Here is a 16,647-nt window from a genome sequence, read left to right as displayed (position 1 = left end):
GGATAGGATGAGGTGTTGGTATGTTAGATGTTATCATGCATGACATTTTAGGAACACCAGCTATATTAGTCGGCCTATTCGCATTTGTTGGTTTATTAATTCAAAAGAAATCAAGCTCCACTGTTCTTTCTGGTACTTTAAAAACAATTATGGGCTTCGTGATTCTTGGGGCAGGAGCAACAGTCTTAATTGGCTCGTTAGATCATTTTAGTAAAATGTTCGACCATGCTTTTCAAGTTCAGGGAGTTATTCCTAACAACGAAGCTATCGTAGCAGCTGCTCAAACTAATTTCGGAACAGCAACTGCACTCATTATGGTATTTGGGATGATTTTCAACTTATTACTTGCGCGATTTACGCCATTAAAATATATCTTTTTAACTGGGCATCATACATTATTCATGGCTTGCTTAATCGCTGCTTCTTTATCTGTTGGTGGAATGAGTGGGACACCTCTTATCATCGTCGGCTCTATTATACTGGGGCTTTGTATGGTAGTATTCCCTGCTATTTTGCAACCAACTGTCCGCCAAATAACAGGCAATGATGATTTTGCTGTCGGTCACTTTGGTAGTGTTGGTTACTATGTATCAGCTAAAATCGGAAAGCTCTTTGGCAATAAAGCAAAATCAACAGAGGATATACAGGTACCTAAGTCACTTGGCTTTTTACGAGATACCTCTGTCGCCATCTCTTTAACTATGAGTGTATTCTTTATCATTGTAGCGTTTTTCGCAGGGCCTTCCTATATTGAGGCTCAACTATCTGATGGATCTAACTTCATTATTTTCGCCATTATGCAAGCGATTACATTTGCAGCTGGTGTTTATATCATTTTAGCTGGTGTACGGATGTTAATTGCTGAAATTATTCCAGCCTTTAAAGGCATTGCTGATAAACTTGTACCAAATACAAAGCCTGCACTCGATTGCCCAACTATTTTCCCCTTCGCCCCAAATGCTGTTATCATCGGTTTCTTATTTAGTTTTTTAGCTGGACTTGTTTCAATGTTTATACTACCTTTCATCGGACTGAAAGTGATTGTTCCAGGGCTAGTTCCCCACTTCTTCACTGGCGCTGCAGCAGGTGTGTTTGGTAATGCTACAGGAGGCAGAGTTGGTGCCATGTCAGGTGCCTTTGCCAACGGTTTATTGATTAGCTTTATTCCTGCGATACTTCTGATTTTTATGGGAGACATCGGCTACGAAGGCACAACATTTGGTGATTCAGACTTTGGTGTTATCGGCATTATTATTATTAATTTATTAAAATTATTTGGAGCTGTTTAAAATTTAGATAAAAGCCCTACGCACAATATATCAAGACCTAATTTTAAAATTCCATTGATTTTATTTTCTGTCTAATATATAATCATAAAAAATTAATTTACTTTATATAAAATTCTATGAAGAGAAAGAGTACGTTATTGTTTCTGTTCCAAAGAGAGCTGGTGTTTTGCTGAAAACCAGTGTTCAGATAATAACCGAAAATCATCTCTGAGAAGTAAAGTCGAATGTTTAGTAGGCTTTATCGGTTTCCTCCGTTACAAGGGACAACGTATGATAGTACGTTTGTAAAGGGTAGTAAAGTGTTATTCAAACACTTTATTAAACAAGAGTGGTACCGCGAGTTTCAATCTCGTCTCTTACTGAGACGGGATTTTTTTTTAGAGAATATTTTCACAATAAAAATTTAAGAAAAGCAGGTGAAGGCGTAATGAAGACATTATTATTTGTAACAGATTTATATTATGAAGCAAAAGGAAGAAACTATTATGAAGAGGATTTATTTCTAACCTCTAAACTTAGAGAAACCTTTAGTTTGGTCATCTGTCATCCTGAAGATATTGAATCATTTGAAAATGATGTTGATTTAATTGTTTTCCGAAATGCAGGTCCAGTTGCAAATTTTAAAGACAAATATGAAGCATTCCGTAACCGAATTGTTTCTAGACATTTAAACACATATAATTCGTTTAATGGAAAGGCTGACATAAACGGAAAAGAATATTTAATAGAACTAACAAATGCTCATTTTCCTGTTATTCCAACGATTGATACTCTTGATTCCTTAAATAAACTCCCTGATGTAGACACGTATATCTTAAAGCCGAAAGATGGAGCAGATTCTATCGGGATGGATTTTGTTACAAAAGATGAATTGAGTGAAAAAGTTAATTCAGAATCGAAAAATACATTAGTACAACCATTTATCAATTTTGAATATGAAGTCTCATTTTATTTTATCGATAAAGAACTTCAATACGCCCTTTATGCACCAGATAAAGATAAAAGATGGGAATTGAAAGAGTATGTAGCTACAGAAGAAGATTTAGCTTTTGCTAAACGTTTTATCGACTGGAATAATCTTGACTGGGGGATTCAACGAGTTGATGCCTGTCGAAGCGAACAAGGGGAGCTTTTATTAGTCGAATTAGAAGATCTAAATCCCTATCTTTCCTTATTAGAATTATCTGAAGAGACACGTCAGAACTTTGTAGAAGCAATGAAAAAATCATTACAAAAAGCTCTTCAAGCCTAATCTTAATCAATTATTTTATTTAGAAAATGGAGGCGAAACATACATTTCTCGTTCAGCAGTCTTTAATATTGCACCATTTTCTAATTCCCTTCGATCCACTAAACGAATTCGATGTCCCTTGCCATGATCAAAAATGAAACCCTCCATGAAAAGAGCGAGAGCTTCTCCAATATGCAATCCTTTGTTAAATAACAATTGAATTAAGAATGTATTTCGAATATTGGGGGTTGCTTCTAATCCTTGCTGCACTTGTCCTTTGTGAGTGTGTCTACTTTTTTTCGTGGTTCCTTTAATTTAAGTATATTTCTGATAGAGGGTTAATCCTTATTTACATGATGTAAAAAACTTTTATAACGTGAGTGTCTCTCTGTAAACAGTTGTTTCATCAGCTTTTCCATCATGTCATTTTACACTTCTTCATTCCGATAAAGGTAGTCATAGAAATTTGCTATAACTGTAATTGTAAGGTAAATTGTCTTTTCCGCTCGTTTTGCTTTTTCTTGTTGGAGGAGAGTAACATTTGAACTCTGATAAGGGCTTCAAAGACCTCATTACGCCTCCCGCTGTGAGCTGCGCACTCCACAAAAAACAACCATACGCTCCATTTATTGAATACATACTTTACGATATTTTCAACATCTAATTAACAAATCTAATATCCTCTTATTAGTATAGTCTATTTAACAAATTGCGTTGGGCTTTTTTGTTATTGTACATACGTGGGAAAGTGGGAAACTTTAATAAATTTATTACTTGATTAGTCATCAAGCTTTAGATTATTAACTTATTATGTATATAGATTTGGATATATATTCTTATAGATTCTACAGAAATTTATTTTATTCGTCGTCTGACATCAGACTAAAAATATTAAATTTTTGCCGATATATACTTTATAACTAGGAAACAACAGGAGGTAGTACACATTTTGAAGAAATTAATGGTGGCTTGTCTTTTGATTGCTCTATTAATAGCAGGTTGTTCATCGGCTCAGACAGAAACATCAAAGGAAGACTATAAGATAGGCGTTTTACTATCGGATGCTGGACTTGGAGATGAATCATTCAACGATTCTGCTTTTAAAGGACTTGAAAAGGCGCGGGATGAGCTTGGTATTTTATTTGATTATAAAGAGGCACCAGATGGAAATTATGAGGAAAAACTACAGGAGCTTGTAGAAGAAAAATATGATATTATCATTGGTCTCGGTTTCTCTGTACAAGAGGCACTAGAAAAGACTGCGAAGCAATTCCCGGAGCAACAGTTTGTATTGATTGATGGACAGTCAGATGTGAACAACATTATTTCTATTACCTTTAAGGAGCAGGAAGGAAGCTTCTTAGTTGGTATGGTGGCTGCTATGACAAGCAAAACAGGAAAAATCGGCTTTATTGGTGGGGCAGATGCTTCTGTTATCCATCACTTTGAAAATGGTTTTATAGAAGGAGCTCACTATGTAAACCCAAATATTGAAATTATGAGTGACTATGCAGGAACCTTTGATGATACACAGGCTGGTGCGGCAATCGCTGATAAATATATTCAACATCAAGTTGATTTTATTTACCACGCTGCTGGTTTTACAGGCTTTGGGGCGATTAAAAAAGCTGAAGAGATGGGAATTTATGCAGCTGGGGTTGATATCGATCAATTTTATATTGCTGAAAAAACAGTCGTCACTTCTATGTTAAAGAATGTTGACCATGCCGTTTTTCAACTCGCAAAAACATTGGTGGACGAAGGTAAATTAACTGAAAAATCCTTGGCTCTAGGGCTAGCCGAGCAAGGTGTTGGACTAGCTGATATCCGTGTGATTACATTAAAGTCTGAGCAACAAGTCGCTATTGAAAAAGCCCGTGAAGCGATTGTTGCAGGCTCGATAAAAGTTTCTGCAGAAAAGAGGGATAGCCAGTGACACTACGAAAGAAATTATTTATGAACACGTTGATCCCCATCTTGCTGGCAATGGGGATGATTGGTTTTATTATTGTTCAAACATTTTCCATTCAAACAACAGCACAAGACGATACCGCACTATTACTCTCAGTGAAAGAGCTTGAACAAAGCTTCGTAGTTGCTAGCCAATCATTAAACAACTACACCTATTTAGATAGTGAGGCCAATAAAAACGAAGCGCTTGCTATATTACAAGAAACAAAAGTCAATTTAGATGCATTAGCATCTCTGACAAAAATTCCTGAACATCAAAAATTAATCAATAAAATATCGAATAAATTTGCAGAGCTTGAAAAAGCTACAAAATCGGGTTTCCAAGATGACAATCGTTCAGAAATTAAAAAGCAATCTCTTCGAATTAAAGGCATTTTAAATGATATGTATTTGTTAAAAAAAGAAACAAATGAATGGTATCAAGAGATGATACAAGTAACAAAGCAAAAAATTGGTTTTATTATTACAACAGCTATCATAGGCAGTATCCTATTAATCTTAGCAACGATTATTTATTCCTATGTAGCTGCTAAAAGAATTACCAAACCTATCAACCAAATTGTAGAATGTGCGCAGAGCGCGGCTACTGGGGACCTTACAATAGATACCTCCACCCTTTCCTATCAATCAAATAGCCGTTACGAGATTGATCGATTGACGGAAAGTTTTTCACAAATGATGACGAATTTAAGAAGCACTGTGTTGTCCATTGATCAAATAGGCAAGGATGTTAGTTTATTTACACAGGATGTAACAAGCCATATGCAAAATATTAACGAAGGTAGCAATCAAGTAGCCGTATCTACTGACGAATTAGCAAAGGGTAGTTACACGATGTCAGAAGATATACAATCGGTCGCGATGCTCATGAATAATATGTCGGATCAATTTAAATCCGTTGCTCACACAACGGAGCAATCAGCTATACATGGTAAACAGGCATTGGATGCCGTTCAAAATGGGCAGTATACATTGGAAAAACAATCTACCATTGCAAAAGATATTCAAGGCGCTTCACTAGCAATAAAGAATGCAGTTACTCAATTTTCACAATTTACAACGGAAATTGAAGGAGCAGCTAATGCTGTTCATACCATTGCCAGTCAAACAAATTTATTAGCTTTAAATGCGGCTATTGAAGCAGCCCGTGCTGGCGAAGCAGGAAAAGGATTTGCCGTTGTAGCCGATGAGGTTAAAAAGCTTTCTTCGGAAACTGAAAATGCCACAAATTTAATTTCTTCGATGGTGACTCATATTAAAGATGGTATCGACCACATTCTAGTTACGGCTGAAAGAGGGCATGAGCTTTCAAATGAGCAAGCACAATCAATGCTAGAAACGGAACATTCATTTGCAGCCATTACTAATCATATCACCGATATCCATCAAGATTTACAGCATCTTACTAAGGAAATGATGCAAACAAATGAAATGAGCCAGCAAGTGAATGGGACGATTGAAAATATCTCTGCGATTACAGAAGAAACGGCGGCGGGTACAGAGGAAATTTCAGCATCCACGCAGGAACAACTAGTATCCTTCCAGAAAATAAATACAAAAATCGTCGATCTTCAAAAAATGACGGATACATTAATGAATGAGCTAAAAAAATTCACTTTATAGCCCCAATCAAACATGAAAAAATCCAGTGGCTAGTCTTGCACTGGATTTCTTCATTTTACAATGTTAAGCCGCCATCAACCACTACGATAGAGCCTGTCATATAGCTTGCTTTGTCTGAAGCTAGGAAAACAACCATTTCTGCTAACTCTTCTGGTTTAGCGTAGCGTCCCATTCTCATATTTGGAATTTCCTCTGGAATATAGCCACCTGTTTCAAACATAGCAGTGACACTGTTTGTTAACGCTGTTTCTACTCCGCCAGGACAAATCGCATTGATACGAATACCTTTTTTCACATATTCTAATGAAGCAGATTTCGTTAAACCTACAACCGCATGCTTACTTGCAGAATAAATGGCCATACTATGCTCGCTACGAACGCCCGCTGTTGAAGCCGTATTTATAATCGAGCCGCTACCTTGTCCTTCCATAACTTTAATCACATGTTTTAAGCCAAGAAAAACACCTTTTACGTTGATTGCCATAATACGATCATATTCATGATCAGTAATCTCTGTTAATGGGGAGATTTTCTGAATCACGCCTGCATTATTGAAAAACACATCAATACGACCATATGTTTCAACAGCAGCATTCACATATTTCTCTACATCTTCACTGTTCGAAACATCGGCCTGAACGAAGATTCCTTCTCCGCCTTGCTCTTTCATCAAGTTTAATGTCTCTTCTCCCGTTTCCTTGTTGAAATCAACAATCACGACTTTTGCACCGTTGCTAGCAAGCTTTAAACTGCTTGCTCTTCCAATACCGCTCCCTGCACCTGTTACAACTGCAATTTTATTTAAAAGTTCCATCTTCCATTCCTCCCTAGTATGTTGAATACATGGTCTATTTTATTGCTACTTTCCCCTTTTTTATTGTATTATTTTACACAAAATAGTACTTTCCTATTGTCTATTCATAAAAATTGAAACTGCTTTCATTTTGATAGCACCATTAAGGACTGAGGTGTGTAGAACGTGAAAATATCCACTATCGACCTTCAATACATAAGTCAATTAATTTATGAAATACATCATCTTCCTGTTTCTTATATTCATGCATCGGGAGAAATAATTTTTGAATATGCATCAGCGGAATGTCTCAATCATTCATCCTATTGTTCTATAAAGGAACAATTGAAAACATATCCTTACCATACGTCTTCAACCGACTACCCGATTTTTTTCACGATCGCTAATGTTAATTTTTTCTTTATCAACCTCACGATAAACGAACAATATTTGGGAGCCTTAATTGTCGGACCCTCTCTTTCACCACAAATGGAGGAAATCACTGATTATGAGCATGAGCCTATTCCTACTCTTCATTATCAGGAATACTTAGCTATTAGTTTATTTGTTTATTATTCCATCTATCAGCGAAAATTAAATAAAACAGCGGTTATTCATTATAATCAAGAGCTAAAGCCCCTCATTCGTCATGAGGGACATACAGCGCTTGAGCTTTCGTATGCCAGAAGAAATGATATCGTTCATACAAATCTTTACTACGAAAAAATATTGTTAGACAATGTGAAAAATGGGCGTATGGAGAAATTAACAGAAGTCTTGAATTATTCCATTGTTGAACAAGCGGAACTAGGAGTACTTTCAAAACGCAATAATTTAAAAAGTGTACAATATTTGATGATTACTGGGATTGCCCTAATTTGTCGTGCAGCGATTGAAGGTGGGTTAAACGAAGAAACAGCCTTTACATTAAGTGATTTTTATATTCAAAAACTAGAGGATCAAAATAATTTAATCGACATTCTTTCGTTAATGGAGGAAGCTATTTACGACTATACTAGCCGAGTGGCACAAGCTAGTACAAGGAAATTTTCAGCACCCATTACTACTTGTGTCCATTTTATTGAAAATCAATTATATGGGGATATAACTCTCGATCAACTTTCAGCTATTTGCCATTTAAGCCCTAATTATCTTTCTTCTTTATTTAAAAAAGAAGTTGGGATTTCCTTTACTGAATATATTCAGCAACAAAGAATCGATGAGGCGAAAAAGCTTTTAACATTTACAAACTATCCAATTTTAGATATTGGCTCTTTACTTAATTTCACAGACCAAAGCTATTTTATTAAAGTTTTTAAGAAATTTACGGGTATCACCCCTAAGCAATATCGTAGGCTTTCTAACAGAATTCTCTGAGGCACCTACGCTCACAGAAGATACATGGCTCGAAGTAGTCGGCACAATTGGTCAAACAACTTATGAGGGGGCAAGCTTACCTGTCATCCATATTGATAATTGGGTAGCAATTGAACAACCCGAATCACCCTATCTTTATCCTATTAATATTCGGATGAGCTTCTAGCAATAAAAGGGCAAAACGATTTGTTTGCCCTTTTACGTTTATTTATTAGATAATTGCATGTTTAAGCCTAAATGGGACCGTAATGTGCTACCTTCATATTCAGCCCGGAATAACCCACGCTCTACTAACATAGGGATAACATCGCTAAAGAATAAATCCAAAGATTTCGCAGGACCACCTGGAACAGCAATAAAGCCATCCAATGCCCCCTTCTCATAAAAAGTAACGATTTGATCGACAATATCATGTGATGTGCCGATTGCTACAAGATGTGCAGATCCAATTACTTCTGGACGAGCAAGCAATCCCTCAACAGATGGTTCATTTTCCATGATGTAACGACGAACAAGTTTAGCATGTGTTCGACTGCGTACTTTCTGATTCTCAGGTGGTAACATATCCACTGTTACAGGATCATGAAGTGCCATATGCCGAACATTCAAACCTATAACTGATTCTAAAGCATCGTAACGACGCTCCAGGGTTAAATGTGCGTGTGCATGATGGTACATGTCTAATGCTTCTTCATATGTATCTCCAATAAAGAAATAGAGTCCTGGTAATAACCGTATATCATCTGCTGTACGTCCCACGTTAACAGCACGTTTCCGTAAATCATTACGCATTTCAATACCAACCTCCATAGCTGGTGTCGCCGCAAAAATGGCATTCGATACGGCTGCTGCAAATTGTCGCCCTACGTCCGATGCTCCTGCTTGAAATAATGGCATTTCTCCTGCCGGATGCATCGGTATATTTAACGGCCCCTTTATATGGAAAAACTCTCCCTCATGATTGATAGGCTTCATAAGTTCTTTTATTTTCTCTATATCACCATCTGTTTCTAACATTTCATATGGATGACTATGCCATAGCTGCTTCACAATCTTAGTACATTCAGCCGCTTTAGCATACCGCTCCTCTGAGGAAGGCATAGGCTCGTTACTAAAATTATAAGCACCATCAATGGAAGTCACAATATTCCACCCTACACGCCCACCACTAATCCAATTCAAGGATTGTAATTGACGGGCAATCAAATAGGGTGGTGTAAAGGATGTAGAAATGGTCGTTACTAATCCTATTTGCTTCGTTTCTCTGGCCACTGTTGCCAATAAAAAGCTAGGGTCTAACCCAACTGTACCTTTTGTTTTAGCCATTAATTCTGGATGAGCCATTAAATAATCTGCCTTAAATAGAAAATCTAATTTAGCCGCCTCCGCACGCTTTGCGAATGCAATATGTTCATCAATCAATGCACCTTTCTCACCATCCTTGTCATGCACAGCTAGATGCATACCAATAATGAGATGTCTTTTCATGGATACTTCACTCCTTTTAAATGAAAATGATTATCATTTTCATCATACCCATTCATTTTAAAGATTGCAATGCCATTTGCCATAAAAAAAGAGGTGCCTCAGTTATATGGGCACCTGTACTTTTTAAACACTTACTATAAAGGATAATATAGGTATTATCATCCATGAAAAGTTTGACCTCTTTATTAACAGCTAGCCTAAAATAAACATTTACGATGTCGAGAAGTTAAATAGGCGTTGCAAAAATTTGTTTTTCAAGAGGGTCCCAAAGGACAATTCCTACATCTTGTTGCTGATCAATGATCCGAACTGTAATGGGAGTATAATCAATTAATATGCTATTTAAATTGGTACTTATGAGCTGTAATAGACCAATCAGCTCTGGTTCATTTATAAGTGGAGCGTTCACCTCTATTTGAATATCTGTTAATTTGCCTTTTTCATATTGTAGCTTGCCAAATATTTTTAGGTTTAAATGTTTAAATCCTTTCTGAATATCCTCTTTGAAAAGCAATAGTTTTGTATACATATTCTGGTCTAAAGTATATAACGCTTCCGAAGGGAATATATAAAATTTCTTATCTATTTCAGCCCATTTTGTAATGGTAGCTTCCCCATGAGGAATAAACGTTTCTGCTAAAAATACCCCTGGAATAATATCATTTATATTCGATTCCTGAAATAACGTAAGGTAAATAGGAACATTCGGTATTTTTACATTTCCCCTAATATCTTTAACTATCTTTTCAGCTACTTTTTTACCAAAGATTTTGACATCATCAATTTCATCATTATTTTGGTCTACCTTCACTTGCCCAGTGTAAATTAAACCTTCATCATCAGTTACTCGTATATCATAATATTCATTTAACGATATGGCGATTGACATTCCCTCTATTTTATTAGTTTCTTTATTAATAAAATCTTGTTCCAATACATGAGAAAGGATTAAGGGATACCTCTTTTCATCCTCTAATACATTATCGGTTTGATGTTCAATAGCGGGGTTTAAACCCACATCTTCATTGGTTTTTCTACTTAGCCATTGGCTAATTGTTTTACCACTTAAATATTGACCTTCCTGCATATAGAACTTCTCTGTGGAAAAATGATTGACTGATAATTCCATTAAACCTCTTTCTATTTCATTCATATTTAATGCATTATTCATATTCTTAATAATGGAGCCTCTAGCAATATTAAATTTAGCAGGTTGTTGAATTTCATACGTTTCCTTTTTTTGAATAGACGATATATACTTTTTCTCATCCTTCGTGACCTCCTCCATCTCACTATTACAAGAACTTAATAACAAGAGGGATGCCACTGATAATAACATTCGTTTTCTTCTTTTCATTCCATTTACTCCTTGATCACTATGTAGCAATTCAAACTCCTTTATTAAAGATACCAAATTTACCAAAATAAAACATTATCAATTTGAAAATTTAACCACTTTCATCCCTTCTGACGATGCGTTACCACCAATTAAAAAAAGACCTATGTCCGTAAAAGAACATAAGTCTTACTAGTTGTTTGCATAGGGGGTTAGTTTTGATGAAGTCGGTTTGCTCTGAGTTTTTATGACCCCTTCAAGCACTTTTCCCTACTTACTAGGCAAATGCTACATCAGTTTGCTTATTTTGCATTTTTATCTGGCTGATGAATACCAAATACATTCCCTTCCGTATCCATATAGTATCCCTGCCATGCCATACCGGGTAATGCATACTTGGGCATGGCTACTTGACCACCATTTTCAAGAATACTTGCTTCTGTTACATCATAACTTTCTACACCCATCGTACAGGCGAATCCATTCATAGCTTGGTTTGGCTCCGGAGGAGGACCTTGACGTTGCATTAAAGCGCCATCAATGCCATGCTCATCCTCACCACCTGTTACTGCCCCAAAATAGGGCATCCCTGCGTAGTCACTCCAATCTTGAAATGACCAACCAAAAACGTTCCCATAGAAATTCTTTGCTCTCTCCATGTCACTTACATGAATTTCAAAATGCACTAATCTCCCCATTGTATCCTCCTTAGTAGCAAACATGTTTGAATACATTTACTATAAAGCATTTTTTGAAGGATGAAAAATAAAACAATTAGTAATTTTCTATTAATTCAGCATTGGTTGATTTATGACGATTCTCTAAAGGTTAATCTTCTACACTAATTTATAATTGACTATACACGGAAAATGCATCTGTTATATTATATTGTTCTGTTCGGGAATTTCCTTCCGCTCCCACTGTTACTAGGATGTATTCTTGTCCATTTATTGTAGCTAAACTTGCTAAGCATAAACCCGCGTCGTCAGTATAACCTGTTTTTCCACCTAAAATTTCTCCGCCTGGTAATGCTCTTGTTGTCATATTTTGAAACATTTTATTTGTAAAAGTTATCCCCTCAGGATGACGATTTGTAGGTTTGATAGAATATCTTTCGGCTGTATAAACTTGACGAAACTCATCATTTGTTAATGCATATTGCAACAGTAAAGACATATCTTTAACAGTCGTATAATGATCTGAATGATGCAATCCAGTAGTATTCATAAAATGAGTATTTTTCATGCCTAACTGTTGGGCCTTTTCATTCATTAGATTTACAAATTTTCTTTCCGAACCAGCAATATATTCAGCTAAACCGATGGAAGCCTCTGCCCCTGATGGCAGCATAGAACCATATAATAAATCCTCTAGCGTTAGCTTTTCATTTGGGAGAAAACCAGCAAGTGATGCATTCGCTTCGTATAAATTATTAAATATATTGTTCCCTAAAACAATTTCTTCCTGTAAATTAGGAATCTGCTCGATAGCAACTAAAACCGTCATCATTTTTGTTAATGACGCAGGGTAAATAACTTCCTCGCTATTTTTATCTATCAAAACTTTATTGTCATCCAAATTCACTAAAATAGCATTTGAGCTATATAAATTAACATTCATCATATCGCCGCTCTTTGTTGGCGTGTCGAACGACTGCGTGTTAACTTGTAAGCTTACAGGCGTTTCTTTGGCCCATATAAAATAAACAAACAGCATGACGAACATGAATAGTATAGTAAAAATTCCTTTTCTCTTGAACATATAAAAACAACTCCTTCTCATTATGTCTTTATTCAAACATAAAAAGAGGAGCTTTATTTTAATTAACTATTAGTGAATTCTTAAGGTTTCTTAAGAATTACTCGGAAGCATGACAGTAAATATAGTTTTTTCGTTACTTGAAGTAGCTGTAATGGTTCCTCCATGGGCTTGTACAATTTCATTTGAAATAGCTAATCCTAGTCCCGCACCACCAGTTTGTGTGGATCTCGCATTGTCTAAACGATAAAACTTTTCAAATATCATCTTTAGTTTTTCAGAAGGGATAGTCTTCCCTGTATTTGAAAACGAAATAAATGTCTCATTATTTTCATTTTTAGCACTAATTTCAATTGTACTGTTTGGATCACTATAGGCCATTGCATTTTTTAAAATATTATTAAATACTCTTGCTAATTTATTTCCATCTGCATATATCGTAATCTCTCCATCTATATGGACGATTGCCTTTTGACCTCTAGGTGCTAACAATGGATAAAATTCATCGGCGACTTGCATCAACATATAGTTTAAAGGTATTGATTCTTTCTCTAAAATAATGGATTGTAAATTAAATCGAGTGATTTCAAAAAACTCGTTAATTAAATGCTCAAGCCGATAAGATTTTTCGAGCGTAATCGTTACATATTTTTCTTTTTGCTCTATAGGCATGTCCTTAGCCTCGTCTAAAAGGCTTAAGTAGCCAATCATCGAAGTCAAAGGAGTTTTAATATCGTGTGCTAAATAAACAACGAGGTCATTCTTCCGTTGCTCCGCCTCTTGCGCATCCCTCGCTCGTTTTTCTAATTTATTTTTTACATCATTTAATTTTTTCTCTAAAAAATCTAGCTCTGCGGGAAGACGGATCTCCTGTTCTGACTCGTCAGAAAGCATGGAAATACTAGAACTAATTTGATGAAAATAGCGAGTAAAACGAGATAGGGCCATATAAAAAATAACTAGAAGTAATAAAATGAATCCAATCGTTAGCCAAAGGGGTTTATTTTGTTGGAATAATACAAAATAAGCTTGTCGGGCTGCATAATAATCTAATTGTAAAACATTTTCACAGAAGGACATAAAAGCATTAGCAAAAGGCGCTTGCAAAACACCATCGATGAGGGCGAAGTTGATAATAAGACCAAATAAAATGGCCACGACAAGAATAAAGATAATTTGTAAAATCATTTTCCTCTTCAGTCTTCCAAACTCATTTTTCAATGGTATACCCCACTCCCCAAACCGTTTTAATAAATTTTGGGTTCTCTACAGAATCTCTCATTTTCTCGCGCAAATGCCGTATATGAACCATAACCGTATTATTACTATTGAAATACTTCTCTCCCCAAATTTCCTGAAATAACTCTTCTGAGCTAATAACCTTCCCTCTATTCGAGCTTAAATACCACAATATAGAAAACTCTGTAGGTGTAAGGGATAATTGTCTTTCATTTAACAAGACTTGTCTTGTATTTTTGTTAATCATTAAACCTGCAAAATCAATCGTATCCTCATGTGGCTTGGAACTTTGATTGTATAACGTAAATCTTCGCAACTGTGCTTTAACGCGAGCGACCAGCTCTAATGGTCGAAAAGGCTTCGTAATATAATCATCTGCTCCTAAAGAAAATCCATTTATTTTATCAATTTCTTCTTCCTTCGCCGTTAGCATAATCACAGGGAAATTATAGGTTTCACGTATTTTTTGCAAAATGGTAAAGCCATCAATCTCTGGCATCATAATATCTAAAATAGCTAAATCTAAACCTTCACGCTCAATACAAGCTAATGCCTCCTGAGCTGAATAATATTTAAATACATTATAATTTTCATTTTTTAAATAAAGCTCAATTAAATCTGCAATTTCTTTTTCATCGTCGACTACTAAAATGTTCAAACGAACAGCCCCTCTTTCTATCCTCTTATTTCCCATGATTTTTCACAGGCATTATAGCATTTACTTATAGCTATATCTATAAATAAGAATAGTTTATTTTGGAAACCAAATAAAAAAGATTCGGAAATAACATATTTCCAAATCTTTTTGTATATCGAAATAAGTAAAGTCGTTCATTTCCACGGGAAGGAGCGGCTCCCCTCGCTTCGCTTCAATTTCATCTTTTAAGTGTATTAATTGGATGAATCAATGGCAGTAGAAGAAGTTTTTCGAGACATATCTTGCGTTACTATTCTCCCTGGATAAAATTTCATTTGTTCATTTAATTTATTTTCTTTGGCTGTTATAGTAATAGGTTTCACCTTCAGTACCAATGTTTTACTCCCTAAAGAAGACTGATACTTTTCGATATGTGTTTTCGATAAATGAGTAAGGTAATAGCTCGGTACATATTTATCAAGCATTGCCTGCATGGCAGCCGTTGATTCATTCAAATCTGTTACTATTTCTATTTGACCATTCGCCACAACACTCATATATGCCGTATCCGTTTCAGCAGGAATGGGATCTACCATTGTTCCAAATGATTCGCATACAGTAATGCATGCATTTGGATTGTTCTCGATAATATTTATTTTTCTCCCCTCATTCGCTCCATGAAAATAAAAATATCCATCTTTAAAGACATAATTTAATGGAATAACATAAGGCATATGTTCATCCACTAATCCAAGAAAAGCAGTTTGTCCGTCTTCTAAAAATTGCTTGATATGGCTGTCATCTGTACATACTTTTAGATGCATTCGAATGTCCGTTTCCATTTTTCAACCCCCAATTCTCTTCTACAGAGGAGTCTACAGCAGGAAGGACACGTAAAAAAGGCACAGTTTGATGAAAACCGGTGGGTACAACTTCAAACTATCGAATTAGGGAAGATTTTATTTTTCTCTTTTACTCTTCCGAGTCTCGATAAAATAATTTGAGCTGTGCCACTATCATAATGCTAATAACGACAAGTAAAAACCAAGAACTAATCTTCCCAAAATGAACGATCGTCCAAGCTACCTCTTGATTGGGGTATGACCATGCACCAAAAAATGTAGCAATATTTTCCGCAATCCAAATGAAAAATCCAATTAAAAAGAATGACACGACAATTGGCATTTGATAGATGTTATCCCGTACAGTAAATTTGACAACAGTACGGTAAAACACAATGAACAGTAAAGCCATTAACAGCCATCTCAAATCATACATAAAATGATGTGTGAAAAAATTCAAGTAAATCATGGCCCCCAGTGGAATAGCTATATAACTTTTTGGCCAATTGACAATCTTTAAATCAAACCTGCGCCACGCTTGGCAAATATAACTGGCTACACTCGCATACATAAAGCCACTATATAATGGCACACCTCCAATTTTTGACCAAGCCTCTTCTGGATAAGACCAAGAATTAACATTCACTTTATAAAGTTCAAGAACAAGCCCAATAATATGAAACAGACAGATTACTTTTATTTCATCTTTCGATTCTAGACCAAATTTATACATCAAGTATTGTGTCACTAGACAGATTATTAAAATGAAATCGTATCTTGCAACGCCTGGTATATGAATTACTTTTGAGAGCGCGAGAGTCATAAATATAACTACAGGAAAAATACAAGATAATGATTGATGGTACGTAAAGTACCCTAAGTCTTTCAAAAAATTCTTCATCATTCATCCACCTCAGTAATGATACAAAGTTTGAGGAACTTAGCTTGCAAAACTAAATTCTTCTTGTATGAAGAATATACGATTAATTATCTTATTTCAATATTTTTTTATCGATAATCAATAAATTTTCCCCGCTTTTTATAGGAACAATTTTTTATGAAA

15 protein-coding genes, 1 pseudogene and 1 other annotated feature are annotated in these 16,647 nt (G+C 35.6%); of the genes and pseudogenes, 6 read left to right on the top strand and 10 right to left on the bottom strand.

Features of this window, described 5'->3' with window-relative positions; translation table 11 throughout:
• The first annotated feature begins 20 nt into the window (after window positions 1–20).
• Entirely contained in the window at window positions 21–1,289 is a 1,269-nt protein-coding gene (locus tag A2J09_RS02910) for a PTS ascorbate transporter subunit IIC (protein WP_012293562.1), read from the top strand.
• Between the two features lie 107 nt (window positions 1,290–1,396).
• Window positions 1,397–1,649, top strand: a binding site (T-box leader).
• A 67-nt stretch (window positions 1,650–1,716) separates the two neighbouring features.
• On the top strand, window positions 1,717–2,541 hold the full coding sequence (locus A2J09_RS02905) for an ATP-grasp domain-containing protein (protein WP_012293561.1): 825 nt from the start codon (window positions 1,717–1,719) through the stop codon (window positions 2,539–2,541).
• A gap of 33 nt (window positions 2,542–2,574) precedes the next feature.
• Here A2J09_RS02905 and A2J09_RS02900 read toward each other — a convergent pair.
• Window positions 2,575–3,014 (bottom strand): annotated as a pseudogene (locus A2J09_RS02900) (transposase); the annotation flags it as partial.
• Window positions 3,015–3,469: 455 nt separating this feature from the next.
• On the opposite strand from A2J09_RS02900, the gene A2J09_RS02895 reads away from it, so the two are divergent.
• Together A2J09_RS02895 and A2J09_RS02890 are read left to right on the top strand one after the other, a co-directional pair.
• Window positions 3,470–4,456 carry a BMP family lipoprotein gene (locus tag A2J09_RS02895; RefSeq protein ID WP_036161113.1) on the top strand — a complete coding sequence of 329 codons (987 nt, stop codon included), beginning with the start codon at window positions 3,470–3,472 and terminating at the stop codon, window positions 4,454–4,456.
• The gene (locus A2J09_RS02890) at window positions 4,453–6,114 is read left to right on the top strand and encodes a methyl-accepting chemotaxis protein (protein WP_036161109.1); all 1,662 of its coding nucleotides are present in this window, start codon (window positions 4,453–4,455) and stop codon (window positions 6,112–6,114) included. Before A2J09_RS02895 ends, A2J09_RS02890 begins: the two co-directional genes overlap by 4 nt.
• A 55-nt stretch (window positions 6,115–6,169) precedes the next feature.
• Here A2J09_RS02890 and A2J09_RS02885 read toward each other — a convergent pair whose 3' ends face one another.
• On the bottom strand, window positions 6,170–6,928 hold the full coding sequence (locus tag A2J09_RS02885; RefSeq protein ID WP_012293557.1) for an SDR family NAD(P)-dependent oxidoreductase: 759 nt from the start codon (window positions 6,926–6,928) through the stop codon (window positions 6,170–6,172).
• Window positions 6,929–7,093: 165 nt separating this feature from the next.
• On the opposite strand from A2J09_RS02885, the gene A2J09_RS02880 reads away from it, so the two are divergent.
• Both A2J09_RS02880 and A2J09_RS24500 read left to right on the top strand, forming a co-directional pair.
• On the top strand, window positions 7,094–8,284 hold the full coding sequence (locus A2J09_RS02880) for an AraC family transcriptional regulator (protein WP_036161107.1): 1,191 nt from the start codon (window positions 7,094–7,096) through the stop codon (window positions 8,282–8,284).
• Entirely contained in the window at window positions 8,175–8,450 is a 276-nt protein-coding gene (locus A2J09_RS24500; protein ID WP_324611333.1) for a TIGR03943 family putative permease subunit, read from the top strand. Before A2J09_RS02880 ends, A2J09_RS24500 begins: the two co-directional genes overlap by 110 nt.
• A 38-nt stretch (window positions 8,451–8,488) precedes the next feature.
• Here A2J09_RS24500 and A2J09_RS02875 read toward each other — a convergent pair whose 3' ends face one another.
• The 8 genes from A2J09_RS02875 to A2J09_RS02840 all read right to left on the bottom strand — a co-directional run bounded on the left by A2J09_RS02875 (window position 8,489) and on the right by A2J09_RS02840 (window position 16,488).
• A complete protein-coding gene (locus A2J09_RS02875) occupies window positions 8,489–9,772 on the bottom strand; it encodes an NtaA/DmoA family FMN-dependent monooxygenase (protein ID WP_012293555.1) in 1,284 nt (427 codons plus the stop codon).
• Between the two features lie 226 nt (window positions 9,773–9,998).
• Complete coding sequence (locus A2J09_RS02870; RefSeq protein ID WP_036161104.1) at window positions 9,999–11,129, bottom strand: CamS family sex pheromone protein; 1,131 nt, start codon at window positions 11,127–11,129, stop codon at window positions 9,999–10,001.
• A gap of 281 nt (window positions 11,130–11,410) precedes the next feature.
• Window positions 11,411–11,806 carry a VOC family protein gene (locus A2J09_RS02865; RefSeq protein WP_036161101.1) on the bottom strand — a complete coding sequence of 132 codons (396 nt, stop codon included), beginning with the start codon at window positions 11,804–11,806 and terminating at the stop codon, window positions 11,411–11,413.
• A 148-nt stretch (window positions 11,807–11,954) separates the two neighbouring features.
• Window positions 11,955–12,869, bottom strand: a complete 915-nt coding sequence (locus tag A2J09_RS02860) for a D-alanyl-D-alanine carboxypeptidase family protein (protein WP_031417922.1) — start codon at window positions 12,867–12,869, stop codon at window positions 11,955–11,957.
• Between the two features lie 90 nt (window positions 12,870–12,959).
• On the bottom strand, window positions 12,960–14,054 hold the full coding sequence (locus tag A2J09_RS02855; RefSeq protein ID WP_012293550.1) for a sensor histidine kinase: 1,095 nt from the start codon (window positions 14,052–14,054) through the stop codon (window positions 12,960–12,962).
• A 22-nt stretch (window positions 14,055–14,076) separates the two neighbouring features.
• Window positions 14,077–14,799: a VanR-ABDEGLN family response regulator transcription factor gene (vanR, locus tag A2J09_RS02850; RefSeq protein WP_012293549.1), complete on the bottom strand. Its 723-nt coding sequence runs from the start codon at window positions 14,797–14,799 to the stop codon at window positions 14,077–14,079.
• A 197-nt stretch (window positions 14,800–14,996) separates the two neighbouring features.
• Window positions 14,997–15,584: a pyridoxamine 5'-phosphate oxidase family protein gene (locus tag A2J09_RS02845; RefSeq protein WP_012293548.1), complete on the bottom strand. Its 588-nt coding sequence runs from the start codon at window positions 15,582–15,584 to the stop codon at window positions 14,997–14,999.
• Between the two features lie 130 nt (window positions 15,585–15,714).
• Window positions 15,715–16,488 (bottom strand): DUF817 domain-containing protein, encoded by a 774-nt coding sequence (locus A2J09_RS02840; protein ID WP_012293547.1) that lies wholly within the window; start codon window positions 16,486–16,488, stop codon window positions 15,715–15,717.
• Window positions 16,489–16,647 lie beyond the last annotated feature (159 nt).

This window comes from Lysinibacillus sphaericus, from assembly GCF_001629735.1.
GTDB lineage: Bacteria > Bacillota > Bacilli > Bacillales_A > Planococcaceae > Lysinibacillus > Lysinibacillus pinottii.
Note: the sequence above shows the minus strand (reverse complement) of the source record. Positions and strands in the feature narration are given on the sequence as shown.

Coding starts and splice junctions, on each gene's coding strand:
- A2J09_RS02910 (WP_012293562.1), top strand. CDS start 21: ATGTTAGATGTTATCATGCATGACATTTTAGGAACACCAGCTATATTA.
- A2J09_RS02905 (WP_012293561.1), top strand. CDS start 1,717: ATGAAGACATTATTATTTGTAACAGATTTATATTATGAAGCAAAAGGA.
- A2J09_RS02885 (WP_012293557.1), bottom strand. CDS start 6,928: ATGGAACTTTTAAATAAAATTGCAGTTGTAACAGGTGCAGGGAGCGGT.
- A2J09_RS02875 (WP_012293555.1), bottom strand. CDS start 9,772: ATGAAAAGACATCTCATTATTGGTATGCATCTAGCTGTGCATGACAAG.
- A2J09_RS02870 (WP_036161104.1), bottom strand. CDS start 11,129: ATGAAAAGAAGAAAACGAATGTTATTATCAGTGGCATCCCTCTTGTTA.
- A2J09_RS02865 (WP_036161101.1), bottom strand. CDS start 11,806: ATGGGGAGATTAGTGCATTTTGAAATTCATGTAAGTGACATGGAGAGA.
- A2J09_RS02860 (WP_031417922.1), bottom strand. CDS start 12,869: ATGTTCAAGAGAAAAGGAATTTTTACTATACTATTCATGTTCGTCATG.
- A2J09_RS02855 (WP_012293550.1), bottom strand. CDS start 14,054: ATGATTTTACAAATTATCTTTATTCTTGTCGTGGCCATTTTATTTGGT.
- vanR (WP_012293549.1), bottom strand. CDS start 14,799: ATGGGAAATAAGAGGATAGAAAGAGGGGCTGTTCGTTTGAACATTTTA.
- A2J09_RS02845 (WP_012293548.1), bottom strand. CDS start 15,584: ATGGAAACGGACATTCGAATGCATCTAAAAGTATGTACAGATGACAGC.
- A2J09_RS02840 (WP_012293547.1), bottom strand. CDS start 16,488: ATGATGAAGAATTTTTTGAAAGACTTAGGGTACTTTACGTACCATCAA.